The sequence below is a fragment of the Phormidesmis priestleyi ULC007 genome, from assembly GCF_001895925.1.
Taxonomy (GTDB): Bacteria; Cyanobacteriota; Cyanobacteriia; order Leptolyngbyales; family Leptolyngbyaceae; genus Phormidesmis_A; species Phormidesmis_A priestleyi_A.
Map to the genome: position 1 here is coordinate 1 of NZ_MPPI01000009.1, position 26270 is coordinate 26270.

Consider the following 26270-nt stretch of genomic DNA (forward strand, 5'->3'; position numbering starts at 1 on the left):
TTCACTTGTGTCCCGGACTGACTTAACAATTGAGCGCTCATACTCACCCCTCTTGGTTGCATCACTGAGGTAATATCATGATTGAATGATTAAATCAAGTAGAGGTCGCACCCGTAGAAACAAACATCAAACTCCATAAAGAAGTTGACTTGTCCCAAAATGAGCGGCACATTTGTAGCTTGCGTCCATGCAAATACTAACTGTAGAGGCTCAAACTCTCCAACAATGGCTTGAACATCACAACACGCGCCTCGTACTGAGCCAAATTTCCTGTCAAAATCAGTGCTGTTGTTTGCCGTTCCCATTCGTATCCAAGTTCATTCCCTACCAAATACGAAAGCACATTTACACTTGCTCCAGTGTCTAACAGACCGGATGCTCTAACAGAAGCTTGCTGATAAATCAGAGTCAGGGGCAAGTATGGGCGAAAACTAGCTTCGCCTAATGCAACATCACCAGAGACAAAAGGATATCGTTCAGCATTACGCATGGTTTTGAGTTTTAGCAGCTTGTAGCACTTTTAACATCGTATCTGCTGCTTCAACCGCATCACAAGGCGACCACACTGGATAAGACTGGTCGGGTCTGATTAGATCCGTTTCTTGTTGGGCTAATTCTGAGATTAGAACTTGCATGACATAGAGTTTGTCTGCACGATTTAGCCCCCGCAATGTCGAGATTAGTTCTGATAAAACCATACAAAATACTCCCGTCAAGTCTGGTTTGCCTCTCTATTTTAGTTGCTCTAGAGACTTTCTAATAAATCAGCATTGGCTTACGATTGATCAACACATTGTAAAATCTTCTGCCCGATCGCTGCATATTGTGAGTGATCCACTAATCCCGAATCGAGCAAAACAACGCCAAATAAAATTGCCCAACCTTTGGCACGGGCCAATGTCGCCTCAGATACTTCGCCATAAGCCTTGATAGCGGGTTGCCTTAAATGCTGCTCAGGGAACAAATACCAGAATGCAGCGAGATCAGTTGCTCTATCTCCCACAGCCAAATCTCCCCAATCAATCACCCCTTTAATGCCGCTTTTGTCTACCAAAATATTACGTGAATGTAGGTCGCCATGTATCCACGTCGATTCTAGGTCAATCGGTGCATCAACTGCTTGTTGCCAAAGCGATCGTAGAGTTGGTGTGATCACCGCTGTCTGTGCTTCTACTCGTTGCATCCGCTCATTCATCATGGTGACTCGCTGAATTAGGGGAACGCCTCGAAATGGGTTCTTCGGGGCATTGTCAGGTGCTGCAATGTGTAGAGCTTTCAAGAACAGCGCAAACTGTCGGGCATGATTCATATTGAGTCGAATTTCGTCTGCGGTTTGTCCTGAGAGCCAAGGAATGATGCTCCAATGCCAAGGATAAAGCGGGGACGGCAATCCAATTCTGTGAGGCACGGGAACTGCTATTGGAAGTTGCTTTGCAAGTTGTGGAAGCCAGTGTTGTTCCTTTTCTAGGAGTCTTGCTGCGATCGCTCGCCTGGGAAGCCGCACTGCTAAGCGATCGCCCAAATGAAACATCGCATTATCCCAACCCGAATCAACAAACTGAATCGACAGATTTTGCAGATCTGGGTGCTGTTCAGTGAGTAGCTGTGATACCAATAAGGCATCAATTTCAACTTCAGCCGATGGAGTTCCCAACATACAAATGACCTCCTAAAAATGCTTATTACGGCACTCCGTATGTTGTAACTTAATCCAGTTCACTCTTATTTCTGCCGTTTGAAAACTTACCAATTAGCATAATACGCTTCATAGGAGAATTATGCTGTGTCAATACTCCGGACAAAATTTGAGCAGGTTTTGAGCCTCAAACCCTGATTCAACCGTGGACAGGATCTTATTATCAAAGTCAGGGGTAGAGCTAACTTTGAAAAAATAGCTCGATCCTGGAACTGTAAGCCCTGAAAGCCTTGTGAAGCCGTTCAAAAAACTGTCCGGACTATTGCTGTGTAGAGGCTGGATAATTCCCCAAGCTTAAGGTTTTATCCGGTTTTCTTGCCACATAATGCCTAAATGTCGGCAGTTATCCTGATTGGAGTTTTGGCTCGGTGCCCTTAGAAAGTATGGATTAATCGAGTATTGGCACTTGTATTCAATTTCTGATTGCCGCGAGCTTATAATAGCCATTCTTAAATCTTCAGAGATTCTTATTCTTCTAGCGTTACCAATACTGCTTGCAATTCTTTTGCTTTGTCTTCGGGTAGTGCATCATTGGCAAACATACCTGCTGCAAGTTCGGTGCCTGCCAAATACTTTAAACGATCGCTGGTTCGATAAGGCGGATAAAACTCGGCATGAAGATGAGATTCTGGATGTGGCTCACCGTCAGTCGGAGCCTGAAACCACGCCATCAAATAAGGAAACGGACGATTCCACAAACCATCAAATTTTAGCGTCACGGTTTTTAAAGCTTTTGCCAAACCCGATCGCTGTTCAGAGGTCAGATCTGAAAAAGTTGCAACAGATTGGATCGTCGCAATCCAAACCTCATAGGGATAACGAGCGCACACTGGGACAAACGCGATCGCGAATTCATCTTGATATAGAATCCGCCGATCGTCCTTAATTTCTCGCTGAATTAGATCGGCTAACAGTCCGCGCTGATGGGTTTGATAATACGAGCGCTGACACTCCAACATTTTGGCAGGCACAGGCGGCACAAACGGATAAGCATAAATTTGTCCGTGCGGATGATTGAGCGTCACACCTACTTCAATACCCTTGTTCTCGAACGGCAATACATATTGAATTTGAGAATGTTGACTGAGCGCGCGTGTGCGATCGCCCCAGACTTGCAGCAACAACTCCAGGTGACTCAGATCTAACGAGCCGAGAGAAGCTTGCGGATCTTGGGTAAAGACGACTACTTCACACGCTCCATTTGCCGGGAGAGTCTCCACAATCTCGATCGGAGCCGTCTCCACTTGCAAAGTCATCGACGGAAATCGATTATCAAACACTGCTATGTCATAGTTCCCTTGCGGCAACTCCGTCGGAAACTTCGGATCGGTGGTCGGCGCAAGCGGATTGTATTCAGGCGGCGGCAAAAATGTGCGCCCTTGACGATGACTCGCATAGGCAACCCACTCACCTCGCAGAGGGTGCCATCGTAAATGGGGCGTTGCCTGAATCGGTTCACTGCCAGGGCTAGGAGCCAGGGTGTCCGCTACAATGGGGCACCGACTGTATAGGGTGAGTTTCCGTCCATCCGGCTTGAGAAGTTCCTGGGAGTACATTTTCGGCTTCTGACCATGTTCCGGGCGCTGTTAGTATAGCCTCGTTGTCCGATTCCCTGCCCAGAGTTGCAGACGCGATCGCTTCTAGCGAAAATTTGGGCGTACGATCGACATACAGCAACCCGTTTGCCTCCTGAAAGGTGTCGGTTAACTGCGTATAGCAAAAGCCGCTAAAGATCTCAACTCGATTCACCGCACCGAGTAGTGACGAATAGCGATGTTGCAGATCGGAGGTGTCGTGCGATCGCACATAACCCCAAGCTTTATCGGCATCGGTGGCATCGGGGCGCGCATAGGCAATGCCGCCAAACTCGGTGAGCATGATTGGTTGCCCCTGATGCGGATAGCCATCAAGCGTGAGAATTCGTCCACCGGGACGCTGACGATCGAACAAATCCGAGAGTTTCACATCCGACCCATAGCGTTTAGCTAATCGTTGCGGCTGATTGTCATAATCGTGGATTGCCAAAATATCGGTCGTGGCACTCTCCCAGCCGTCATTGCCGATCACCGGGCGAGTCGGGTCGAGGGTTTTCGTCAGATAATAAAGGGCTTGAACATAGTGGCGATGAGCTGCCGTCTCAGTCAGATTAGGCACACCCCACGATTCGTTAAATGGCACCCAAGCGACAATGCAGGGATGGCTGACATCGCGCTCGATCGCTTCTGTCCACTCTTGAGTAATGCGCTGCACGGCTTTGGGCGTAAACCGATACGCACTGGGCATTTCTTCCCAAACGAGCAGCCCCATCGCGTCTGCCCAATATAAAAAGCGAGGATCTTCAATCTTCTGGTGTTTCCGCACACCGTTGAAGCCCATTCGCTTCGTTAGCTCAATATCCAGCCGCAGCGCTTCATCAGAAGGCGGAGTCATCAGCGTGTCTTGCCAATAGCCCTGATCGAGAATGAGCCGCAGATAATAAGGATGACCGTTGAGCATAAAGCGATCGCGCTGAATCGACACCGATCGCATTGCCGTATAAGATTTCACTTCATCCAACAATCTGCCTTGGTGCCACAGTTGAATCTGAGCATCAATCAGCGTCGGCTTTTCAGGACTCCACAGCAATGTGTTGCGATAGTCATCAATGCCCGGATCAGATAGGGCAATGCGTCGATGCACTTCTCCATTCAGCACTTCATAGAGGTCATTGACTAAGAGACGACCTGCGATCGACAGCCGCACTTTGAGCTGTAGTTCTTCGAGCATCTCGCCCGATGTAAAACCTTCAAACCCGATTTCCCAGCGCTCTAGGTGAGGAGTCCATCGGAGGCGGCTGATGTAGGTTTTGGGCACACACTCGACCCAAACTGTTTGCCAGATGCCACTGGTGCGCGGATACCAAATGCTGTGTGCGTCTAGCTGCCAGTCTTGTTTGCCTCTAGGCTTCGCCAAATCGTGCGGGTCATCGTGTGCCCAAACGGTGACAATCTGTTCGCCTTCTAGGTTTAACGTTGAGGTGATATCAAAGCTAAACGGCGTATGACCACCCTCATGTTCGCCGACAAACTGATGATTGACCCAAACACGAGCGCGATAATCGACCGCTCCAAAGTGCAGCAACACCCGATTAGAGTCTTGACTTGGCTCTAAGTCAAACGATCGCTCATACCAGCAGTTGGTATGAAACCCAGTATCGTGAATGCCACTGCGCTTTGATTCTGGTGCAAAAGGAACGACGATCGTCCGGTTCCATTCCGAGACATGGTTGGGTTGCTTCCACAGCCCGTCATCGTCGTAGGCAAACTTCCAGTCACCGTTAAGATTGAGCCAGTTGCCGCGCTGAAGCTGAGGGCGAGGGTAGGAAATTTCGAGTTGACGAACCATTGCAAGCTCACCCATGTCAGCAGGGCAAGCGTTTTCTAGACATCTACCGAGTAATCTCATCGACTTGAACCTTCAAGATTGAGAGGGAGTGCTTAACCTAATGATGACTTCACCACGGATGGACGATCGCCCCGAAAAACGACTGTTAAGAACGTTTACGATATGGCATTTAAAAATATGGCACAACCCAAACTTGTCTCAACGTCTTGTTAGACATTGAGTATTTCAAGACTAGGTTGTCAAAAAACTTTCTTACTTAGATCCTAGCTCAATTTCTGCATCATGCTAAAGGCAGAGAAAAGTTTTATTGGGATCAGCTTTGAAAAAGATTTAGCGGTTTGTCTACCTGTTTTAAGAAGGCTGCCCTAAGTATTTCTACTCGTTCATTGGTGATCCGTGATCCACCCCTGGCAATCCGATCGACTTTGCCATTCGTAATCAGAAAGTATAGTTGAAATTGTAACCAGAGAGTGAGACGGCCTTACCTATTTCCGTTTCTTGTAGCAGATGCCAACGTCAATTAGATTTCCTATTCTGATGTTATTCGTTAATCAATCAGCAGACCTATGATGCACTATCTTGGACAATCCATCGAACTGACTCAAGAAAACTCAGGCTGGGTCGGCATTTGGTGGCACTCAGCCGGATATCGCGTAGAAATGGGATTTTTCCCGACTGCGACCGCTGCTTGGAATGCGATCGTTGAACTGATTCAGCGTGATTTTGCGGTGAGAGCACTGCTCGAAGTCGTTGAAGAATGGCTCGACTTGGAATGGATTAACGATCGCGAGTATAGCACCAGCGCCGAAGCTCTGATTGAGTCTGTGATTGCCGTTGAGGGCTAATGTAAGCGCAAATAGCTTGGGATCTCGTCAGATTCGCGAACGTCTGCTAACGACAGCATCGCTTCAACCGTTACCTGTAGCGTTGGCAGATAGCTAATGCTGTTGATTAAAACTAGTCTGAGAGTGATTTAACTTAAGTATTGCGTGATTTTTCAAGAGATTGTAAACATCAAGACAGTGAATCGAATCTCAGAAGAAAATTTCTAGCAAGCGGGCAAGGTGTATTACCAAGTTCCAAACACAGTTAATGACCCCAGTAGAAATCTTACAAGACAATGGATTTGTTAGGTGTATTCAGGCTAAACAGGATTTATCAGCGAACTATAAAACGAATTACTTAAGATGGAAATTCTAGCTCTGTTTGTGTAGAGAGAAAGGGTTTACCCATAGTAATCTTTGGTTCTCCTAACTTCTCAGAGAGTTTGATTAGGTCGTCGTCAAAAGTATCTATGTGATTTACTTTGGCTCTAATTGCAGTCGCTACATGTACTGCATCGTAGGGTCGTAGTACATGTTCCCAAACAAGCTCTCTTGCCAATTCAGAAATCTTGCGATCTACATCTTGAAGAACAATCCATTTGTGCATAAAGAATCTTCTGATCTTTTCTTCGTCCTCTCTAGAAATAGGTTCTCTCTTCTTGAGCTTAATTACTTCTACAAGTGAAAGCGATGATGTAACAATCTTAACGCTACCCTTCTCGGCATGTTTCAAAACTGACACACAGCCATCAACTTTATCTGCTTCAGCCTTTAAGTAACCAAGAAACGTGCAAGAATCCCAGTAGTGCAGAGGAATTGCCATTAATTATTGTCCTCTGCAAGAATACCAATCATTTCTTGAATGGTAGGCAACTCATCTTCACTTGGAAGAACTTCAATCTCTTGAACCAAGATACTCACGCGCTCTCCATCATTTCTAGATTGAATTAAGCCATATATATAAACTCGCTGACCCAGGCAATCTAGCATCCTTTGTGTCATCTTTTTATCAACGTTGCACTTGATCAATCGATCATTCAAAGCAGTGTAGATATGGAAGTATGGATCTTTGTGGATGTTGGCTCCGTCAAGACATCCTTCAATCGAGCCATAACTTTCAAATCTTGGCCCTATAATCTCATCTACATTTCTCGCAATATCCTTGGTGATACTAACCACATGAGTTTCACTTCCAAGCTTTAGCACTTGCATTCCGTGGTCCAGCTTTTTGGCTAAAGATTCAAGCTGCTTCAACGCACGGTCAGAGAAAAAACGAGGGCGTTGAGCCTTCTCAGCCAGAACTGAAATTCCTGATTGAACACTTTCAACTAGGTTACTCACCGATTTTAAATCAATGTTTGAACTAATTGGAACACCAGAAAAAGTCAGATTTACACTTCCGGTACTAACACTTGATATATTCCATCTGACAGATCGCTTGGCAGATTCAAAAGCTTCCTTGTCGATTTCTTCTAAAATTATGGAGAAACAACGCTGAACATCTGAAAAATCCTCAATGGAAATCCCGTCGCCATCAACCGTAATTGTGATGGTGACATCGGTTCCTCCGTGCTGTCCCTTTGAGTTGAGTGCCAAGATAACCCCCTCTCACTGATTAAGAGGATACAACTACCCACCACAAATATATCACAGACATTTTTCCATAGTACGTTTGCACCCTAAGCTTTTTTCTAGCTTAGCTTCGCAAGCTGTTGGATTAACAAAATCTGCAATGCTATCCGAGCGCCAAGGCGGTATCTCAAGTTCTTGAAGCACTACAAAGTGTGCATGAAACTCTAGATCGCGACAATTCTCCTAGATTCAGCATTTGCTACCTAGCTAAGTTCTTGCGCGAGAGGCAGGCGATGGCTTGTCTTTTGTTTAGAGGCAGTTTTAGCAAATAGCTTACTGGCTTCTTTAAGGTCTACGTTGCCGCCACTGATGATCACACCAATTCGAGCATTGGGCAAAGAGATAATGCCTTCTAGCAACGCCGCTGCCGCTAACGCTCCAGTAGGTTCTACGACAATCTTGAGACGTTCCCATAAGAAGAACATTGTCCGCGAGAGAGCCGCATCAGAAACCGTTACCATATCATCCACATAGTTCAAAATCAGCGGAAAGGTGAGTTGACCGAGCGATCTCGTCCGGGCACCATCGGCGATCGTCTGCGGATCTTCTACTACTTGCAAGGTTTTGCTATAAAACGATCGCATCGCGTCGTCTGCCCGTTTTGGCTCCACGCCCACAATTTGACAGTTTGGAGCTAAGGTATCGGTCGCGATCGCGCATCCCGACAACAATCCGCCGCCTCCGCAGCAAACGAGTAGAAGATCTAACGGCCCCACTTCTTCGATCAGTTCTTTAGCGGTGGTGCCTTGTCCGGCAATCACAGGCGCATAGTCAAAGGGAGGAATTAGCGTCAACGATCGCTGCTCGGCAATTTGTTGGGTAACTTCCTCGCGCTTTTGGGTGGCACGATCGTAGAAGATAATTTCTGCCCCATACTCACGGGTCGCAGCTTGTTTAACCGCCGGGGCATCGTTGGGCATAACGATCGTCACCGGGATATTGAGAAGCTGGCCCGATCGGGCCAATGCTTGAGCGTGATTGCCCGAAGAAAATGCCACAACCCCTCGCTTTTTTTGATCAGTAGACAGTTGCGAAAGGGCGTTAAAGGCTCCCCGAAACTTAAAAGAACCCGTGCGCTGGAAGTTTTCGCATTTAAAGAAAACCTGACTTTTGGTGCGCTGGTTGACCGTGGTGGAGGTCAAAACTGGCGTGCGGTGGGCCTTGCCTGACAACCGTTTTGCAGCGGCTTCGATGTCAGCATAAGTCGGGAAGGACAAATCAGAAGAGAGTTGATCAGTCATAAAATCAGGGCAAGCGATCGCAAATATCTCTATGACCTTAGCGAAATTCTTGCGTCGGTGACGGTGCCGTAAAAAAGGATAACGCGCTTCTTTACTGACAGTAGATGGCAATATCTTCTCCACACTGATCAGCGAGATAGCAAAGCGCTTTAAATCGCAGTTCCATTAACTGCTGATAAAAAGGATTTAACTTACACAGGGGTGGAATGTGAAACAGCGTCCGACCAAACCATCGAACATCTCGCTCAAAGGGGCATTGCGATGGAATGATTCGGCAAAAGAAGCGGGCCATTTCAGCATTGTGAATCTCGATTGCTTCCAGTCTGTGAGAGATTGGCTGTAGTAGACTAGCGATGAATGGGTTGTCAATAGAGCGCAACATGGTCGATTTCTCCAGGGGTAGTGATAGAACATCTAGGGGTTGTTGACCTCTGTTGATCTATACTGCTGAACTTGAGAAGTTATGCAAAAAAACTGCTCGATCGCCGATCGCTCGAATTTGAAAACCCAATTTCGGAAGCAATTGCGACTGATTGTTCATTCCGACGAGGCACGGCATGCCATGCCCCTACGCTTTTTGTATGGACATGTCGTGCCTTGCCCTGATGCGGATCTGTCGCATTCACCAATCAAATTGATATCGTTTAAAATAGCGTTTCGGGAAAGTCACACGTTAGCGTTTTCATCCTATGCTGCTTCTGCAATTCAGCACGTCTCACTATTGTCGCAAAGCTCGATTAGCACTGGGCTATAAGCAAATTTCTTATCAAGTCGAAAATCTAACTCCCGGACTGCACACTCTCAAAATCAAGCCGCTCACGGGAGGATTAACCACGCTGCCTGTGTTGCTGCCGCAGATTGAAGGGCAACCTGTGGCGATCGCTGACTCGACTCAAATTTTTCACTTTCTAGAAAGCTATTGTCCTGATCCTCCACTCGTTCCGACTGATTTAGAAGCGCGATCGTCTGCCTGGATGCTGGAAGATTGGCTCGATGAAAGTCTCGGCATTGCGTCTCGATTTGTCTATTATCAGTTTCGATCTGGGGAGGGCAAATCACTCGATCCATCGCTGATGAGTCAGATGGTGATCCAAGCGGTAAAGCGGCAATATCGCATCAATCTCGCTAGTGTTGAGCTAGCAGAAAAACGGTTAGCTACTGGCTTAGAGGCATTGAGATGGCGCTGGCAAGATCAGTCTTATTTAGTAGGCGATCGCTTGAGTGTGGCAGACATTGCGGCGGCAGCGTTACTCAGTCCACTTGCGCGAATTCCGAGCTATCGGAAGAATTATTCGTGGTTATTCGATCGCCTGATCGAAGTCCATCAAACTTGTAGAGAGCCGTTTCCACCAGGATTGGAGCAAGACTGAACGGTATAGTAGAGAAGTCGCAACTCAGGGCTGTCTATGACGAAATCGGTGCAAGTTCTCAGCCTTCTCTTGCTCTCTTCGCCCTTCTACCCGTTGGTTGCCCTTTCGCTTCCTCCGGCTGATGACCCGCCTGAAGAGGTGTTGCGATCGGAAATTATCACTGACGCTCGATCGCCGATTGATGGTAAACCCCTAACGGCTGCTGAATATGCTGAATTGCAATCTGAAATTCAACAAGGTCAACCCGTTCAGCCTCAACTTTCACCCAAAGTGAGGAAAACGATCGGACTTTTGCGTCTAAGAAGATTTATTAAAACATTCTTTCCGTTTATTCCGCTCAAGTAAGTTCTCCGTCAGGGGTAGGCACGGGGGCACTACCCCTACTAGTCTGCTACTACTAACCAAAATGTCCGCTCACGTAGAGAACTTTAAGATTTTCGGTTCGCAAAACGGCTTCGGCTTGATCATTTTGCTGAGGCTGTTGAGATTTATTTTTCTGGCGATCGGTCTGATTTTGAGAAACCATAATATATTGATCCCAAGTTCAAAGTTAGTGGTTATAAAGACTTTTGCGCGCCGCCCAGTGAGCGAGAATGCTAGTCGCCAAGACAAACAGCACCAAAACCAGAGACGCTGCCCAAGCAATGTCTTGCTGATTCTGAAATGGAACAGTTGCAAAGTTGTAAATCAGAACGGCAAGCGTTGGGGTCGGGTCGAACAATCCTCTTGACCAAAACTGTGAAAACAGCGTGGTGAAAATGAGCGGTGCCGTTTCGCCAGCCGCCTGGGCGATCGCTAAAGTGGCTCCCGTCAAAATGGTGGGTAATGCAGCATTACCCAGATTACTCGTTTGATGAATTACCGCTAGAACGCTGCAAAGACTCACAAGAACAACCGCTAACTGTAACCATTCAACTCGTCGATCGCGCTCCCCAAAATCTCACTCAAGCACAGCGCGATTATTTTGGCGCACATACCTACGAGCGGTTAGATAAACCCGGCAGCTTTCATACGAATGGACTCCGATCGCGGCTGAGTCCTTACAAACAAGTTAGACTTTATCCGGCTGAGAACTGGACTTTCTTGAATGACTGAAACTACCCGATCGTACTAATACCAATTTCGGAAGCAATTGCGACTGATTGTTTAATCCGACGGGGCACGGCATGCCATGCCCCTACACTTTTTGTACAACATTTGGATTAAATCGGAGCATTATAGAGGTCTGTCAAAGCTTGCACTTTCTGCCAAATGCGATCGCGCAACGCACTCGGAGCAATCACCTCGCAATCTTCGCCATATCGAAAAACCTCTCGAAAAAACCAGAACGTAGAAGTCACTCGCCGCAAAACTCGCCGCACTTCTGAGGTATTAGCCAACCATTCATTGGAGATATCTTCTGGTTTAGCTTGGTAGGCAAATGCCAACCTTCGATAGAAATTTATTTCTACTTCAACAGCATCTAAGTTGGGGTGCCATTCACCCTCGATCGGGATGATTACTGCTTCTGGAATGCGATCGAGCCTCAAACACCAATTATGCGCCAGTTCTGGAATATCCTGATTACCTGCTGTTTGCTCACACCAACAGTCTAGATATTGGCGCTGTTCGTGAGGTGTGATTTTGGCGTAACGAATGGTGAACACCCAAGGACGATCGGCAGCATCTCGGTAAGAAAGTTGGAAAGGCTGCTGTTGCAGAATGTAGCGATCGATCTCTTGTCGCCAAGGAATTAATGGAGTTTCTAAATAGTGAACAATGTCCCTTCGCAATGGGTCAGACAGTTCACCGCGTTCAAGTAAGAGATGAGCGATCGTCTCGGCGATTTGTGTATATCCTGTGTCATGTAGCACTCGAATCGCTTGGTTCAATTCTCGAATGCGTACGTCTGACCAGTCATTGTTACGACCGATCAGCAGTTCGCGGCGCGCGATCGCTTCGACTAAACGAGAGATATTGGGACGATCGCCCCACATCATCCCTTGTTCTTGAGCAATCTGCTCTAGCTGCGCCTTATCCTGTTCTGAAATTGACAGTGTAACGGACTGTCCTCGACGACCCATAAGAACCCCAAAAGTGTACGTCCACTTTGTACTGGACAATCCTTATTATGCCTGTCATCATAGTCTTATTGCAACCCGTCACGTACACTCAAACCCGATGATCGTCTACACGACTCCGCTAAAGCCTGTTTATTCTCAGACTGTTCAGACTCCACAAGGGGTAAATTTGCCGGAGGGTTGGGTGCTTTCCTGGCATCAGGCTGCAACGCTAGAAGCCTTGCGTGACGCGGCGGTTGATGTAGTGTTTAACAGCGCTATGACGGGAGATGGTAAGAGTCTCGCCGCATTTTTAGAAGTGTTTCAGGGAGAGTGCAACGCGATCGCGCTTTACCCCACAAACGAGCTTGCCCGCGACCAGGAAACGCAAACTCGTCAGTATATTGCAGACTTTCAACCGCCGAATAATCCACGAGTAACGCGCTTGAGTGGGGCAGAGTTAGAAACCTACGCCGAAAATGAGGACATCAGTAAAGGGGCAGCGATCGCGACGCGAACCAGTCAATCAGAAATATTGCTCACAAACCCAGATATTTTTCACTTTTTACACCGGGGCGCATACATCATCAAAGGCAACAAAGGCGATAGTCCTGACAAGCTTTGGGGACGCATCGACAAAGACTTTGACTTGTTTATTTTTGATGAATTTCACGTTTATGCCGCTCCGCAAGTTGCGAGTGTGATCAATACAATGTTGCTGATCCGATCGACCAATCGCCGCAAAAAATTTCTATTCTTATCAGCAACGCCAGACATCCAGTTGATGGGGCGACTAGAAAAAGCTGGATTTCGCTGCCGGACTGTTAGCCCGATCGAGCAAAACAAATATCAGTTTCCAGAAACATTAGAGCAACAACAGCAGCTCAAGACTCAAAACTGGCGGCAAGTTGCGAGAGCGATCGCCCTTAATTTTGTCTCATTAGAACCTGTTGCCAAAGCATCCGAATCTTGGCTTAAAGACAATGCAAATCTGATTCTCCAACAATTTCAGCAGCATCCTCACAGTAAAGGTGCAATCATTCTCAATTCTATTGCAGCCGTCAAGCGACTAACGCCATTTTTTCAGGCGCTGCTGCATTCTCAAGGTTTAGTCGTGAGTGAAAATACAGGACTGTCAGGCAAAAGTGAGCGAGAGCGATCGCTAATGGCTGATCTGGTTTTAGGAACTAGCACGATCGACGTTGGGGTCGATTTCAAAATCAACTTTCTAATTTTTGAATCGTCAGACGCGGGAAACTTTATTCAACGTCTAGGGCGACTGGGACGACACGACGGCTATGAGCGTAACGGACAAACTTTCGAGTTTGATCAATTTACGGCTTATGCATTGGTGCCAAACTTTTTAGTTGAGCGGTTGTTCTTGAGCGAAGAGCCGCCTTTAGTCGATGGAGAAAGCCGCGATCGTCTCTCTTTCAACACTGTCATTAACGAGAAATATCGTCAAATCAATGACTTCCGAGGCTACTACAAACAGTGGGGTGCGGTACAGTCCTTCAAGCTATATATGGACTTAAATCATCAAACGATTCGGCAACAATATGCTGGCAGTCGAGAGCAGTTTCAGACCGCGTGTGAGACGGTTTTTGAGACAAGTTTATCGAGAGTTGCGGGACGAGTGAGCGGTTGGGCAAAAGACTGGCAGCAGCTTTCGGGGCAGAAAACAGGGAACCCGATCGCCGAAGATGCCTGTAGCTTTCGGGGTTCTAGCCCGTTGCAGTGTGGTCTGTACGACGAGACAGAACTGCACGAGGCAGACCGCTACAAGACCTATGATCTGCCAGGAATTTTAGGAAATTTAGAGATTGAACTGTGGACAAAAGAGGCTTTCTTGCGATCGCTTGATGACACCGCCAAACGCACTGGACAACCCATTCCCAAAGGTAAATTCGCCCACTGTCTCGCCTTCATGAAACTCAAAGCCTACCGAGAAGAGCGGCTGAACTGGAAATTTCACGTTTCGGGTAGCTTAGAGACGATCGCAGATGGCTGGAAGGTGCAGGTGTTGAAAGGCGTTGAAATTTGGCAACCCGATAACCGCTGGGCTGGGGAGATTAATCGCAAATTGCGCGATCGGGCATTGGTCAGCTATGTTTTGCATCGTCCAATAAGCGAGGTAAGGCAGAGGCTGCGATTGCCGATGCACTTTCAGATTTACCCGATTAGCGACAACTACAGCTTCCATGATGCAGTAGCACCCTACTCGATCGCATTTGGGCAGAGTGCGCTACTGCTAGATACGTTGGCGTATCAGTTCAAAAGTAAAGGAGGCGATCCATATTTCGCCTAGTTTCGATCCCTGTAAGGGATTCAGGTGGATTGGGCGGAGAGGTAGCTTACGCCAATAAGTACAGACGTATTTATTTCAATTCCTAAAAGGGATTTTGTTTTCCTGAAGCTTTACAAACAGGAGGCTCCGCTTCTCAAAGCTACCACGCGCTGCCACTGTCTGATGCATGTACGGTCAAATAAGTCTAAACTTAAGCGACCCCTTGATTCCTGAAATTCCAAATGTTACATTCAAGCTGTCGTAATTCTTTGATAAAGGAGATAACACCATGAGTAAGAAAGAGCAAATCCGAAAGCTCCTCGCAGATGGTCAGCCGCACTCTGCTAAAGAGCTAGTCGATGTCACCCATCGCTTTAGTGCTGTCATTCACAGTTTAAGAGAGGAAGGATATCGCATCGAAACGATCCCTTTATCACACCATGATTTTGCTTATCAGCTTTCCAGCAAAGCAACGATCTATGGCTAGTCTATTCTAGAAGTGTCCATCTTGAGGGGTGCAAGGAACTTGCTTCACACATGCAACTGGATATTATTTGCTTAAAGTTTTAACAAGGTTCTCTTTTTAGCTTGCGGCATTAAGTCCAAACATAGGTAATCTCGACTCCCATACGCAACTGCCATTTGTTCAGTTAGCGGCTGGCTGGTTAAGTTCCCAGTAAAAAGCAATGTGTGAATGCTAGTTTTCGGTAGTTTACTACTGGAGCTACTCCTTCATGATGAACGAACAAAGGCTCTTAGAGCGCATTACCGTTAACCCTAAGATTTTTGGAGGTAAACCGATTGTTAGAGGTCGCCGTCTTGCCGTTGAACACATTTTGGGAATGCTTGCCGCTGGAGATACCTTGGAAACGCTGTTAGCAGCTTATCCTTGGTTGGAGCGGGAAGATATTCAAGCCTGTCTGATCTACGCCCGTCGTCTAGTTAGCCATGAGCGCATTGAAACCCTTGTTCTGGAGCCTTAAGGATGAAGCTACTGCTTGATTCTTGTGTCTGGCACGGAGTTCGCAGCACACTGACTAGCTCTGACTACGACGTAGTTTGGGTCGGTGAATGGGACGCTGATCCGGGTGATGAGGAAATCTTAGCGATCGCTTATCGTGAAGAGCGCATCCTCATCACCCTAGACAAAGATTTTGGCGAGATGGCGATTGTTCGTGGCTTTCCTCATGCTGGAATTCTGCGGCTTGTGAATTTGATGACGAGCCAACAATCTCAAGTCTGCTTACAGATCTTATCTCGCTATGGAGATGAGCTAAGGGCAGGTGCGATCGTGACTGCTGAATTGGGTAGAGTAAGAATTCGCCCTCCTGAAAACTGATCAATCCCGCTCTTGACATCGAGAGGAGAACAACAAAGTGTCACTGCAATCGATCGCCGATATCCAATCAGCTATCCCACAAATTCTGGAACAAGTCCCTTATCTGAAACTATTGGTTCTTTTTGGTTCTAGAGCAAGAGGGGATCATTTCCCATCCAGCGATTGGGATTTTGCCTTGCTGTTCGATGAAGAACTCCGCCAGCAGTATGAACCGGGAGGCGGTTGGAATTGCTACCGATCTTGGAGTGTACTTCAGCAACTTCTCGATTTGGGAGATGATGAGATGGATTGGATTGATCTGAAAAACGCTTCAGACTTGCTGGCGCACACGATTGCTTCTGAAGGTAAGGTTATTTATGAAAAGACTGCTGGAGAGTTTGAATCATTTCGTCAAACATCACTAAAAACTACGGCTGAACTCAAAAAAATTTATCAGGAAGAGCGAGAAGAACTAGAACTAGAACTACAAAAGTGGGGTGTATGAGCAGTATTAACCCCATTTCAATGAATCGCAAACTAAAGAGTTTGGTGAAAAATCTAAACGCACTCAAGCATTTTGAGAATGTCACTTTAGAGGACTATCTCAATAACTATCAGATGCAGCTTGCCGTTGAGAGAAGCCTAGAACTCATCATTCAAGCATCGCTCGACATCAATCGATATTTACTCAAGCGAATTCGTAAGGTTAACCCCAAAGAAAATGCAGAAGTCTTTTTAGCTGCGGGACAGTATGGCTTGTTGACTCCAGAACTTGGGTTGGTTCTTTCAGAATTTGGAAAATTTCGCAATGTTTTAGTTCACCTTTATGAGGACATTAATCCAAATGAAGTGTTCTCCACGATTCGAGAAACTTTAGAAATCTATCCAACCTACGCAAGATAAATCACACAGTATATTGACTCTTTGGAAATTGACTATGGCGAATCTAACGAATGACGAATTTGACTTTCTAGAGGGGGATTTTGGCTTTGATGAGGACAGCGATCGCACCCTCTCTTCAACTCAACGCGAACTCCTGACCCTCAAACTATTACGAGAAGCCATCCAATCGCAAAACCCAGATGATGCGGTGATGCAAGACTTTGCGGAGTATGTGTTGCCAAATTTGTTGCGAGTCGCGATCGGGGTCACGGCAAAGGGCGGCAAGTTTTTCGACGAACTCGATCGCAAAAATGAAGCCGCAGGCAAAGCCAAAGTTAGGCGAGATAATGCAGCAGATCAATCACTCAATACCCATTTGTTGAATGGTTTATTTCCTGCCAACCTAATCGAGCGGCGATTAGCAAAGTTAGACACCACCATCAAACGAGTCGTGCGCGATCGTGAGCGGAGATTAGTAATTGCTGGGTTTATTCTGCACGATTTTGAGAAGTTTCCCGATGCCCCTGACGACTGCCGCAAACTGCCTTTAGACGCGCATCGACAAATCATTGATCAAAAAGTGCGTCAGCTAGGACTCGATCGCTTTATTGACTCCAGTGATCTAACTACCTATAAAGCGTATGTCGATGATTTGCTGTGTATGGCATACAACGCTCAACGGCGATGGGATACAAACTGGAACTTCTCAGAATTTGGACTTAACCCAACTCTTAAAGATCGCGTCTTGAGAAGCTTGTCTGATCTGACGTGTCTTGCCGACTCATTAGCGTCGATCGTTAAGCATCCCTACGATGCTGACAACACCCGCTTAAATGATCTGTTGCACAATCTTAGCGATGGTCAACTCCATTTCACTTATCACAGCATTTCTGAAAATCGTGGCGTTTTGACTAATGTGTTGAACAATGCACTGGTAGAGGCTCACACAAGTTTGAATACAGCCGATCGCACTTACTATGAGCCATTGCTTTATTTGCCGACGGGTGTGATTTACATTGCTCAGAAAGATGCGCCAAAAGTTGAACGATCGGGCTTGAGCGATCGCGTAGTTGTCAGCATCAAAGCTTTGTGTTCTGGACAACTCCGCCAACGACAAACCGGGTTTGGCAGAGATGGCAAAGGCATGAAATATGCGGATTATTACAACCTGTTTTTTGACGATCCAGGTTTGATGCAAGTGGCACTAGATGCGACATTGCGAATTCTCAGAGTCGGCAAACCTTCAGTCGCAACCAGCCGCAGCGAGAACTTAGTTAAATTTCAACAGCAAAACGTCTTGCCCGCCGATTTTGACTTCAAATTTAGCGACGATATTCGGATTGACCAAATTGCCGAATTTGGAGATGTGATCAGTCGGAAAATTTGGGGAGAACGGTTAGCAAAAATTGAAACGGCTCGTAAACAGAACAAAAAGCTGCCTGCCCCTGTTGCGATCGACTTAGTACAAAAGGTTGCAGAATTTTGGAACTTATCTGAATATCTGCCGCAGATTCGGGCGATCGAGCGAATCAACGAATCGCTCAGAGAACTCAAACTAAAAGGCAATACGGGCGGTGTTCCTTACGAATGGTATTACTTGGCAGCAAAGTATCTGGAACATCATCCAGGGATTGAAAGTGTCCGTAAGACTTGCGAGAAGGTGATTACTCAAATTGCAGCATTCACACGTCCGATCGCAGATGCCTATCAATTGCCGGATGGCTGGAATGATTTGCGTGAATGGTGCGATCGCGTCATCATGCTCCCTAGCGCAACGCTAGAACAATCGATCGCTAAACACGCTGATATCTTTCTCAAAGAACTTTCTAACTACAACAATGCTAAAAAATCAGGACGCGGACGGCAACTAATTTGCTCGATCTCTCACTCGGCTTACACCGTCACAGAACAAATGGAATCAGCAGTGCTATTTACGCCGCAAGTGTATACAAACAAGCAAACGCTAGGCGGTTCCAATGCAAAACGCAATATCTCTAGCATTTCTGGCATTGAGATGATGCTACGGCAAATCTTAATGAATCAAACTCAAACAGTGGGCAAACGCTTTGAAGATGGGAAATATCGCTATCTCTACTTCTATCCGACCTACTACTTTACCCCTGAGACAAATCGATTTTTGCAGAAAGCCTATAGTGGCATTGCTCAAACTCGTTTTGATACGAGCATTCGTAACCACTTCATCAGCAAAGATCTCGATGCTAATTTTGAGCGCGATCGCTATCAGACTGTTGATGCATTCTTAATTGATGAAGACCTGGATCGCAAAAAGAATCTAGATGAAACCGATCCAGAATTCAAGCGCGATCGCACCTTCAAACTGGCTTACCCCGATGACAAACCTTTGACGTTCTATTTCATGGCACTGCCACCGGGCAAAGACCCCACCGATACCGAATCTTGGGTGATGCCTGCGTGGTTAGCGTTGGCGTTCCCGATGATTTTGGATGTCAAAACCGTGGTTTCAGAATCGCCAATTCCGCCCTTTAACGATGGGGCAGAGTTTGAAGAAAGCGTGTTTCTCGACAGTGCGCCACAAGCCTTTCGGATGTTGCTGGGCAACGATCGGTTTCGACTCGATCACATTTTAGAAGGTTGGAAAACGGCGGATGGCGTTCAGCGATCGGCTCCGTTGAACACATTGACGGCTGCCTATGCCATTCATTTAGATGTGAATGCCAAACAGGGAAAAGGTGGCTACGATGCAAACTGGGGCAGACTGACGGAGTTAGCGAAAGACTTAGATACGAGTCCGCTATATGTTTTTTCTTACCTCGTTAAATGGGCGAAAAAGCAATCGAGTGACACACCTAGCCCCCAGAAAATCAGGCTCTATACCCACCACTTCTACCCCTGTTTTGACCCCTATGTCAAATTTGATGCCAATCAAGAAATGCTCATTGTGAATGGAGAATCTCCTTTGAATCATCCTCAAAAACTGACGGAACTTTATCGCAAGTTCTATCGAGCGAAGCAACGCTACAACCCCAAAGCAAATGCTGTACTCAAGCCGATCGACGTTGCGGCTGAGGTATTGCTCAAAGCCGACACTAGCGTCTTTCAGGGTGAAGTTTTAGTCATGGTTGTTGCGGCTGAAATCTTCAAGCTGATGGATCGCGTTCGCAATTCACGGGCTGAAGGGTTTACCCAAATCAGAGATCGCGAAGCAGAACGCCAAGCAATTTTAGAGTTTGCCCGCTATTTTGTGGAGGACGTATTTGAGCAAGCATTCGCAGGCGATCGCGCTCGATTATCCGGCAGACAACTCAATCTGATTCGTGACACTTGCGAATTGCTTTATCGCTTAGAGCAAGACAACGACAATCGCGACCTTAAGGCAAAAGGCGAAGTGATTGAAGAATCTGAAACTGAAAACTAATTATTGGGAGAGTTCATCATGGCATTGCTAAAAGCGATCGACGCAAAGTTTTTTCACACCGAAATCCCCTACAAGCCAATGGGAAAATATGTTCACTTTTTGACGATTCGCGTCACCGAATCTTACCCGCTCTTTCAAACAGACGGGGAACTCAACAAAGCCCGAGTCAGAGCCGGAATTATCGATAAAACGCCAGTCAGCCGTCTCTCAATGTTTAAACGCAAGCAGTCTACACCCGAACGATTAGTCGGTCGAGAACTGCTGCGAACCTATGGGTTGGTCGAACCTAAAGAGTGCGAATATAACGTCGAGTTTGGCATGGACAATCCAGACTGCATCATCTACGGTTTTGCGATCGGCGACTCTGGTTCCGAAAAATCTAAAGTAGTGGTTGACACTGCATTTTCGATTACCCCATTTGATCAGTCGCACGAAACGTTTACGCTGAATGCGCCCTACGAAAATGGCACAATGGCATCCAAGGGCGAAGCAGGGTCTAAGCCGGGAGAAGTCACCAGTCGCATTAATCAACAAGACCATATTCGTCCTCAGGTATTTTTTCCGAGCATTGTTACCTTAAAAGATCCAACTGAAGCAAGCTTCCTCTATGTGTTTAACAACATTTTGAGAACTCGTCACTATGGCGCTCAGACGACTCGAACGGGACGAGTTCGCAACGAGATAGTTGGCGTTGTGTTTGCAGATGGTGAGATCATTAGTAACCTGCGCTGGACTCAAGCCATCTTCGATCGTATGAGTGCTGCCGGAACACTCCACTCGCCCGACCCACTCGATGAGGATGATGTAATGACCGCAGCCAATGCAGCAATTACCCACTTACTCGCTGAAGAATTCATCGTTCACACTGATCTAATCGGTGACTTGTTCACACCTTTGTTGGATGAAGTGAAGTCACTCACAGGCAGCGAAGCAGGCATTCAAAAAATTCTGCAACAGGCAGACAAAGAAGCAAAAGCCTACGCCAGCAAGCACATCAGCAAGAAAAAAACAGCAGCAAAAGCGGGGTGATTTGAATGGTGTCGATTTATCGCTGCACGATCGAGCTTCACGATAATCTCTACTACGCGACTCGTGAAATCGGGCGACTCTATGAAACCGAACCCATTTTGCACAACTATGCCCTTTGTTATGCACTGGGTTTAGTCGATAGTGATCGCTACTCGACAACAGTTGCCGAAGAGCATTCCTATCGCTACTTCTGCCCAGAGCAAATTCCTAAATATGCAGAGCATTTAACGCCGCTCAACCAGCAGGGAATCTATGTCACGCCTGCCCGATCGCTCAATCACGCTGCTGTTCTCAACACTTGGAAGTATGCCAACAATAACTACCACGTTGAGATGGAAAAAACTCAGAAGAACATTCCGAGTTTTGGCAGAGCCAAGGAGATTGCGCCTGAGAGTCAGTTTGAGTGTTTCATTCTGTCTGACAAACCGCTCACACTTCCTAAATGGATTCGGTTGGGTAAATGGATGAGTAAGGCAGAAGTGAGGGTGGAGGAGTTGCTACCAAAGCGATCGCAGGGCGATTTCACCTTTCCTTATCCACTCAACCCGCTGGATGTGATGTTTACCCATCAAGTTCTCAGCTACGACACCGTGAATATGCCTCCAGTGAGCTTAATCCGCAATGTTCGGATTCAAGGGAAATACTACAGTTTCGAGGAAAGTAAGCTTAAAATTCCGGCTCAGATGCACTATCGATTTAAATAGCAATGCCGCATAGTTTAGTTCTTAACCTTGTTCCGCGATCGCCCATTTCATCTGGTTATCTCACAGGCAAACATCTCCATGCCCTATTTCTGACGTTGGTCAGTTCGGTGGATCAAGAACTGGGCAATCATCTCCATGCCCAGACCACTGACAAAGCGTTTACCCTCAGTCCTTTGCAAACCCGCTCTCAGCGAGGACATCTGCAATGGGAACATCCACAAGCGATCGCTGCCGGAACGCCCTGCTGGTGGAGAATTTCGCTCTTAGACGATCGTTTGTTCTCACGGCTGACTCAGCTTTGGCTAAATCTCAACCCTAGTCAGCCCTGGCATCTAGGTTCCGCAGACCTATCGATTACTAGCATTTTAGGAACGCCACAAAGTACGCAGCCTTGGGCAAATTTTGCGACCTATGCCCAACTCTATGAGCAGGCATCGGAGAACGATCGTCAGCTTGATTTTGCGTTTTGCACCCCAACTGCTTTTCGACAGATGCAGTTTGACTCTGCTTTACCAACCAGAGATTTAGTGTTTAACAGTTTGTTGCGGCGTTGGAATCAGCACAGTGGCTTGATGTTTCCTGAATCGTTGGTAGAGTGTATTTTTCCTAGTTTCTTTGATATTCGCACTGAGATTGTAGCTGACAGCCGCAGCAAGTTTATTGGATGTGTGGGAGCGATTAACTTTCGCATTCTAGGAGACGCTGATCCAACCGTAATTAAGCAAATCAATACGCTGGCAGATTTTGCACTCTATAGCGGGATTGGACGCAAAACCCCAATGGGCATGGGCATGATTAGGAGGGTACGTGGAAAACATTGAGTATGTGACGATCGCAGCTCTCAACCAATATAGCTATTGTCCTCATCGCTGTTGGCGGATGTTTTGCGCGGGTGAGTTTGCTGAAAACCAATATACGATCGAGGGCACTCATCTGCACGAGCGAGTTCATACCTTGGGCGACGGGCACCGCGAGGAGGTTTGGCAAGTGAGGGCGATTTGGTTGAAGTCCGATCGCTATGGATTAATCGGTAAAGCTGATCTGGTTGAAGAGACAAATGGGCAGTGGGTTCCGATCGAATATAAGCGCAGCCATCGCGGTGAATTTGACAATGATGAACTGCAAGTCTGTGCCCAAGCATTGTGTTTAGAAGATATGACCGGAAAGCCTGTCACCCAAGGCTATATCTACTATGCTCAGTCTCATCAGCGGCAATTAGTAGAGATTTCAGCAGAGTTGAGGGCGGCGACGATCGAGACAATCCAATTAGTCAGAACTCTTTTAATCACTGGAGCAATGCCTGCTGCTATTTACACAAAACGCTGTGAGGGATGTAGTTTGCAACGGCAATGTTTACCGAAAGCAGTCGTTAAAGTGAATCGATATCAGGAAGCATAGGTTATCTAAATACAACTTAAAATAATGGGAACAGTCTACATTACTCAAGATGATGCGTTCATTGGTAAAACAGATGAGCGATTGCAGGTGAAGGCGCAAAAGAAAACGCTGCTAGATGTGCCGATGATCAAAGTCGATGGTGTGGTGGTGTTGGGTCGAGCTACCATTTCTCCAGCAGCGATGATCGAACTGTTGGAGCGCAAAATCCCACTCAGTTTTTTGACGGGCACGGGTCGCTATCTGGGGCGATTGGAGCCGCCGTTGACGAAGAATATTTTTGTGCGATCGGCTCAGTGGAAAGCGAGTGGAGAATCGGCGCAAGCGGTGCATGTGGTGCGAGGATTTATTCGGGGCAAGCTAAAGAACTATCGCAATACTTTGCTGCGCGCTCAACGAGAAACTGTGGAGTTGAATTTGCAAGCGGCGATCGCTCGGCTAGAACAAACGATCGCGCCAATCAACAATACCGAAAAAATCGATTCTCTACGAGGATTGGAAGGAGCCGGGAGTGCGGCTTATTTTGGCAGTTTTGCTCAACTGATTCGGGTGAAAGAGTTTTGTTTTGAGACTAGAAATCGCCGTCCCCCGACCGACCCTGTGAATGCGCTGCTGAGTTTTGGCTATTCATTGCTGGCAAACGATGTGCAGAGTGCGGTGAATATTGTGGGCTTTGATCCTTATCTGGGATATTTGCACGTCGAACGCTATGGGCGACCGTCGCTGGCACTCGATTTGATGGAGGAGTTTCGCCCGATCGTGGTGGATGCGATGGTGTTGTCGGTGATCAATCGCCGAGTCTTAACGCCAGACGATTTTACAACCGAGCCATTGAGTGGGGCGGTGTCGCTGTCAGATGAGGGGCGGCGATCGTTTCTACGGGCCTATGAGCAGAAGAAGCAGTCGGAGTTTAAGCATCCGGTGATGGGGCGAAAGTGTAGTTATCAGGAAGCGTTTGAAATTCAAGCGCGATTGCTGGGGAAATATCTGATGGGTGAGACAGAGCAATATCCGCCGCTCATTCTCAAGTAGTTGGTTGCTCTATTTATGAACCCAGATCATGCACGTTCTGATTGCTTACGATATTCCAGAAGATAAGCGCCGCACGAAGATTCACAAGGCTTTGAAGTCTTATGGACAGTGGATGCAGTTTAGTTTGTTTGAGTGCAACCTAACAGATGTTGAGTATGCGAAGCTAAGAGCTAGGTTGAGTAAGATGATTAAGCCTGAGCAAGATAGTGTGCGATTCTATTTTCTCTGCGCTTGTTGTCAGGCGAAGGTCGAGCGGATTGGTGGGGTGCAGGTGCGTGATGAGTCGATTTTCTTTGTTTGATGCGCGGAGGGGTAGGTGTTGAGGGCAGGTAGGCTATTTTTGGGGCTGAGGTGCCTGCTGTGTAAAGGTTAGATAGGTTTTGTGGTGGTGAGTCGATCCGCGCAGTCTCTCAAGTGCAGTGTAGATATAGGTTTCGATCAAAGGGTTGGTGTTAGTTTGTTCGCACGTCAGAGTTTACGATGGTATAATTTCAATGGTTCGCGCAACTGCACCTGGAAAACTAAATTTAATCAGGGTTACAGCCTCCCGCGGTTCCAAAGAGCCTGAATCCCTTCCAGGGATTGAAACAGGAGGCTGCAACGCAAGTTAGCCAAACAACGTTCCAAAGAGCCTGAATCCCTTCCAGGGATTGAAACATGACACGGTTTGCCATCTTGAAGGCAAGACGAGGTTCCAAAGAGCCTGAATCCCTTCCAGGGATTGAAACATAAATGCGAAGCATTTTATCTGATTGGGAAGAGGTTCCAAAGAGCCTGAATCCCTTCCAGGGATTGAAACTAAAGCCACATCCAAGCGAGTGCAATGAAAGTAGTTCGCAGAGGTTCCAAAGAGCCTGAATCCCTTCCAGGGATTGAAACTTCTGAGCTAAACGCATCATCCACAATGATCCCGATCGTTCCAAAGAGCCTGAATCCCTTCCAGGGATTGAAACCGAAATGCGCTGATGCACTCTTGCGATCTTCTGATGTTCCAAAGAGCCTGAATCCCTTCCAGGGATTGAAACAGAATAAATCAGAGCGATCGCTTCTTTTTTGCTCGGTTCCAAAGAGCCTGAATCCCTTCCAGGGATTGAAACCACATGATTATTGAGTACACGCCCAAGATGGAGGTTCCAAAGAGCCTGAATCCCTTCCAGGGATTGAAACTAAAGACGCGGGGATTCTTGAACGTGGTAGCGACAGTCCGTTCCAAAGAGCCTGAATCCCTTCCAGGGATTGAAACCGAGCCAAGGAAAACAGCGAGAGGGGACTGGCGAGAGTTCCAAAGAGCCTGAATCCCTTCCAGGGATTGAAACGAAAAACAGAGAGGACACGAATCAATTTTTTCTTGTGTTCCAAAGAGCCTGAATCCCTTCCAGGGATTGAAACGTTAAAGTTCACCTTGATTTGGGTCGTTGTGGCTGGTTCCAAAGAGCCTGAATCCCTTCCAGGGATTGAAACGGCGTAAGCGGTGACGATTTGAAAAAATCATTGACCTGCGTTCCAAAGAGCCTGAATCCCTTCCAGGGATTGAAACGTCGGTAGATCGCTCTTGGCTTTTAGAGCTAGAGGTTCCAAAGAGCCTGAATCCCTTCCAGGGATTGAAACAATTTCCTGCTGTAGTTTCTCAAGTTCAGTGCGAGTAGCGTTCCAAAGAGCCTGAATCCCTTCCAGGGATTGAAACAGCGATAGCGATGTAGCCACCAGCGCCGCGATCGGTTCCAAAGAGCCTGAATCCCTTCCAGGGATTGAAACTAGTCTTGAGTTTGCCAATTGGCTTGGCTATTCAAGGTTCCAAAGAGCCTGAATCCCTTCCAGGGATTGAAACTTAAACGCGCGATCGGGCATGGATCTCACCGTCGAAGGTTCCAAAGAGCCTGAATCCCTTCCAGGGATTGAAACAGGCAAGCCGCGATTCAAGGGAGTAGGGCGTTATCGCTCGTTTGTTCCAAAGAGCCTGAATCCCTTCCAGGGATTGAAACTGAGTGATCTTAATTAAAATCTCAGCATCGCTGTCGTTCCAAAGAGCCTGAATCCCTT

General features: G+C 47.0%; 29 protein-coding genes and 1 CRISPR repeat array. Of the genes, 17 read left to right on the forward strand and 12 right to left on the reverse strand.

The window, feature by feature from the left end; all coding sequences use genetic code 11:
• Positions 1 to 89: 89 nt before the first annotated feature.
• The 5 genes from BRW63_RS29510 to BRW63_RS09725 all read right to left on the reverse strand — a co-directional run bounded on the left by BRW63_RS29510 (position 90) and on the right by BRW63_RS09725 (position 5140).
• A complete protein-coding gene (locus tag BRW63_RS29510; RefSeq protein WP_244913187.1) occupies positions 90 to 305 on the reverse strand; it encodes a hypothetical protein in 216 nt (71 codons plus the stop codon).
• A gap of 177 nt (positions 306 to 482) precedes the next feature.
• Entirely contained in the window at positions 483 to 698 is a 216-nt protein-coding gene (locus BRW63_RS09710) for a hypothetical protein (RefSeq protein ID WP_073070702.1), read from the reverse strand.
• Positions 699 to 775: 77 nt separating this feature from the next.
• Positions 776 to 1657 (reverse strand): aminoglycoside phosphotransferase family protein, encoded by an 882-nt coding sequence (locus BRW63_RS09715; protein WP_073070703.1) that lies wholly within the window; start codon positions 1655 to 1657, stop codon positions 776 to 778.
• Between the two features lie 506 nt (positions 1658 to 2163).
• Positions 2164 to 3252 (reverse strand): galactose-1-phosphate uridylyltransferase, encoded by a 1089-nt coding sequence (galT, locus tag BRW63_RS09720; RefSeq protein WP_073070704.1) that lies wholly within the window; start codon positions 3250 to 3252, stop codon positions 2164 to 2166.
• Positions 3164 to 5140 carry a glycoside hydrolase family 2 protein gene (locus BRW63_RS09725; protein WP_073070705.1) on the reverse strand — a complete coding sequence of 659 codons (1977 nt, stop codon included), beginning with the start codon at positions 5138 to 5140 and terminating at the stop codon, positions 3164 to 3166. The genes galT and BRW63_RS09725 overlap by 89 nt, the downstream gene beginning before the upstream one ends.
• Before the next feature lie 506 nt (positions 5141 to 5646).
• Here BRW63_RS09725 and BRW63_RS09730 point away from each other — a divergent pair.
• The gene (locus BRW63_RS09730) at positions 5647 to 5925 is read left to right on the forward strand and encodes a hypothetical protein (protein WP_106253977.1); all 279 of its coding nucleotides are present in this window, start codon (positions 5647 to 5649) and stop codon (positions 5923 to 5925) included.
• A gap of 337 nt (positions 5926 to 6262) precedes the next feature.
• Here BRW63_RS09730 and BRW63_RS09735 read toward each other — a convergent pair whose 3' ends face one another.
• The 4 genes from BRW63_RS09735 to BRW63_RS09750 all read right to left on the reverse strand — a co-directional run bounded on the left by BRW63_RS09735 (position 6263) and on the right by BRW63_RS09750 (position 9159).
• Positions 6263 to 6727, reverse strand: a complete 465-nt coding sequence (locus tag BRW63_RS09735; RefSeq protein WP_073070707.1) for a type II toxin-antitoxin system VapC family toxin — start codon at positions 6725 to 6727, stop codon at positions 6263 to 6265.
• On the reverse strand, positions 6727 to 7500 hold the full coding sequence (locus tag BRW63_RS09740; protein WP_073070708.1) for a hypothetical protein: 774 nt from the start codon (positions 7498 to 7500) through the stop codon (positions 6727 to 6729). Before BRW63_RS09740 ends, BRW63_RS09735 begins: the two co-directional genes overlap by 1 nt.
• A gap of 239 nt (positions 7501 to 7739) precedes the next feature.
• A complete protein-coding gene (locus BRW63_RS09745) occupies positions 7740 to 8777 on the reverse strand; it encodes a threo-3-hydroxy-L-aspartate ammonia-lyase (protein ID WP_073070709.1) in 1038 nt (345 codons plus the stop codon).
• Positions 8778 to 8868: 91 nt separating this feature from the next.
• Positions 8869 to 9159 (reverse strand): Mo-dependent nitrogenase C-terminal domain-containing protein, encoded by a 291-nt coding sequence (locus BRW63_RS09750; protein ID WP_073070710.1) that lies wholly within the window; start codon positions 9157 to 9159, stop codon positions 8869 to 8871.
• Positions 9160 to 9466: 307 nt separating this feature from the next.
• On the opposite strand from BRW63_RS09750, the gene BRW63_RS09755 reads away from it, so the two are divergent.
• Together BRW63_RS09755 and BRW63_RS09760 are read left to right on the forward strand one after the other, a co-directional pair.
• Positions 9467 to 10147 (forward strand): glutathione S-transferase family protein, encoded by a 681-nt coding sequence (locus tag BRW63_RS09755; RefSeq protein ID WP_073070711.1) that lies wholly within the window; start codon positions 9467 to 9469, stop codon positions 10145 to 10147.
• Positions 10148 to 10183: 36 nt separating this feature from the next.
• Positions 10184 to 10492 carry a hypothetical protein gene (locus tag BRW63_RS09760; protein WP_073070712.1) on the forward strand — a complete coding sequence of 103 codons (309 nt, stop codon included), beginning with the start codon at positions 10184 to 10186 and terminating at the stop codon, positions 10490 to 10492.
• Positions 10493 to 10544: 52 nt separating this feature from the next.
• Here the strand turns inward: BRW63_RS09760 and BRW63_RS29515 are convergent, their stop codons facing one another.
• Both BRW63_RS29515 and BRW63_RS09765 read right to left on the reverse strand, forming a co-directional pair.
• Positions 10545 to 10673, reverse strand: coding sequence for a hypothetical protein (locus BRW63_RS29515; RefSeq protein ID WP_262983531.1), 129 nt, complete (start codon positions 10671 to 10673; stop codon positions 10545 to 10547).
• 24 nt (positions 10674 to 10697) lie between these two features.
• A complete protein-coding gene (locus BRW63_RS09765; RefSeq protein WP_219898453.1) occupies positions 10698 to 10961 on the reverse strand; it encodes an ABC transporter permease family protein in 264 nt (87 codons plus the stop codon).
• 11 nt (positions 10962 to 10972) lie between these two features.
• On the opposite strand from BRW63_RS09765, the gene BRW63_RS30150 reads away from it, so the two are divergent.
• Entirely contained in the window at positions 10973 to 11242 is a 270-nt protein-coding gene (locus tag BRW63_RS30150; RefSeq protein ID WP_425320462.1) for a hypothetical protein, read from the forward strand.
• A 107-nt stretch (positions 11243 to 11349) separates the two neighbouring features.
• Here the strand turns inward: BRW63_RS30150 and BRW63_RS09775 are convergent, their stop codons facing one another.
• Positions 11350 to 12210 carry a helix-turn-helix transcriptional regulator gene (locus BRW63_RS09775; protein ID WP_073070713.1) on the reverse strand — a complete coding sequence of 287 codons (861 nt, stop codon included), beginning with the start codon at positions 12208 to 12210 and terminating at the stop codon, positions 11350 to 11352.
• 97 nt (positions 12211 to 12307) lie between these two features.
• Here BRW63_RS09775 and cas3 point away from each other — a divergent pair, with 97 nt between their 5' ends.
• From cas3 to cas2, 13 genes are all read left to right on the forward strand, one after another.
• Positions 12308 to 14494, forward strand: a complete 2187-nt coding sequence (cas3, locus tag BRW63_RS09780; protein WP_073070714.1) for a type I-D CRISPR-associated helicase Cas3' — start codon at positions 12308 to 12310, stop codon at positions 14492 to 14494.
• A gap of 268 nt (positions 14495 to 14762) precedes the next feature.
• Positions 14763 to 14960: a hypothetical protein gene (locus tag BRW63_RS09785; protein ID WP_073070715.1), complete on the forward strand. Its 198-nt coding sequence runs from the start codon at positions 14763 to 14765 to the stop codon at positions 14958 to 14960.
• Positions 14961 to 15207: 247 nt separating this feature from the next.
• Entirely contained in the window at positions 15208 to 15456 is a 249-nt protein-coding gene (locus BRW63_RS09790) for a DUF433 domain-containing protein (protein WP_223257341.1), read from the forward strand.
• A gap of 2 nt (positions 15457 to 15458) precedes the next feature.
• Positions 15459 to 15812, forward strand: coding sequence for a DUF5615 family PIN-like protein (locus BRW63_RS09795; RefSeq protein WP_181314374.1), 354 nt, complete (start codon positions 15459 to 15461; stop codon positions 15810 to 15812).
• 37 nt (positions 15813 to 15849) lie between these two features.
• Positions 15850 to 16296, forward strand: coding sequence for a type VII toxin-antitoxin system MntA family adenylyltransferase antitoxin (gene mntA, locus BRW63_RS09800; RefSeq protein ID WP_083582816.1), 447 nt, complete (start codon positions 15850 to 15852; stop codon positions 16294 to 16296).
• A 20-nt stretch (positions 16297 to 16316) separates the two neighbouring features.
• Positions 16317 to 16694: a type VII toxin-antitoxin system HepT family RNase toxin gene (gene hepT / locus BRW63_RS09805; RefSeq protein WP_073070950.1), complete on the forward strand. Its 378-nt coding sequence runs from the start codon at positions 16317 to 16319 to the stop codon at positions 16692 to 16694.
• Positions 16695 to 16728: 34 nt separating this feature from the next.
• Positions 16729 to 20070 carry a type I-D CRISPR-associated protein Cas10d/Csc3 gene (gene cas10d, locus BRW63_RS09810; RefSeq protein ID WP_073070717.1) on the forward strand — a complete coding sequence of 1114 codons (3342 nt, stop codon included), beginning with the start codon at positions 16729 to 16731 and terminating at the stop codon, positions 20068 to 20070.
• Positions 20071 to 20088: 18 nt separating this feature from the next.
• Positions 20089 to 21099 carry a type I-D CRISPR-associated protein Cas7/Csc2 gene (cas7d, locus tag BRW63_RS09815; RefSeq protein WP_073070718.1) on the forward strand — a complete coding sequence of 337 codons (1011 nt, stop codon included), beginning with the start codon at positions 20089 to 20091 and terminating at the stop codon, positions 21097 to 21099.
• Between the two features lie 5 nt (positions 21100 to 21104).
• The gene (cas5d, locus tag BRW63_RS09820) at positions 21105 to 21803 is read left to right on the forward strand and encodes a type I-D CRISPR-associated protein Cas5/Csc1 (protein WP_073070719.1); all 699 of its coding nucleotides are present in this window, start codon (positions 21105 to 21107) and stop codon (positions 21801 to 21803) included.
• A 2-nt stretch (positions 21804 to 21805) separates the two neighbouring features.
• Positions 21806 to 22624 (forward strand): CRISPR-associated endoribonuclease Cas6, encoded by an 819-nt coding sequence (gene cas6 / locus BRW63_RS09825; protein WP_073070720.1) that lies wholly within the window; start codon positions 21806 to 21808, stop codon positions 22622 to 22624.
• Positions 22611 to 23201: a CRISPR-associated protein Cas4 gene (cas4, locus tag BRW63_RS09830; RefSeq protein WP_073070721.1), complete on the forward strand. Its 591-nt coding sequence runs from the start codon at positions 22611 to 22613 to the stop codon at positions 23199 to 23201. Before cas6 ends, cas4 begins: the two co-directional genes overlap by 14 nt.
• 24 nt (positions 23202 to 23225) lie before the next feature.
• The gene (gene cas1d / locus BRW63_RS09835) at positions 23226 to 24230 is read left to right on the forward strand and encodes a type I-D CRISPR-associated endonuclease Cas1d (RefSeq protein ID WP_073070722.1); all 1005 of its coding nucleotides are present in this window, start codon (positions 23226 to 23228) and stop codon (positions 24228 to 24230) included.
• Between the two features lie 28 nt (positions 24231 to 24258).
• Positions 24259 to 24531, forward strand: a complete 273-nt coding sequence (cas2, locus tag BRW63_RS09840; RefSeq protein ID WP_073070723.1) for a CRISPR-associated endonuclease Cas2 — start codon at positions 24259 to 24261, stop codon at positions 24529 to 24531.
• Positions 24532 to 24782: 251 nt separating this feature from the next.
• Positions 24783 to 26212: direct repeats of the CRISPR family, unit length 37 nt; unit sequence GTTCCAAAGAGCCTGAATCCCTTCCAGGGATTGAAAC.
• Positions 26213 to 26270 lie beyond the last annotated feature (58 nt).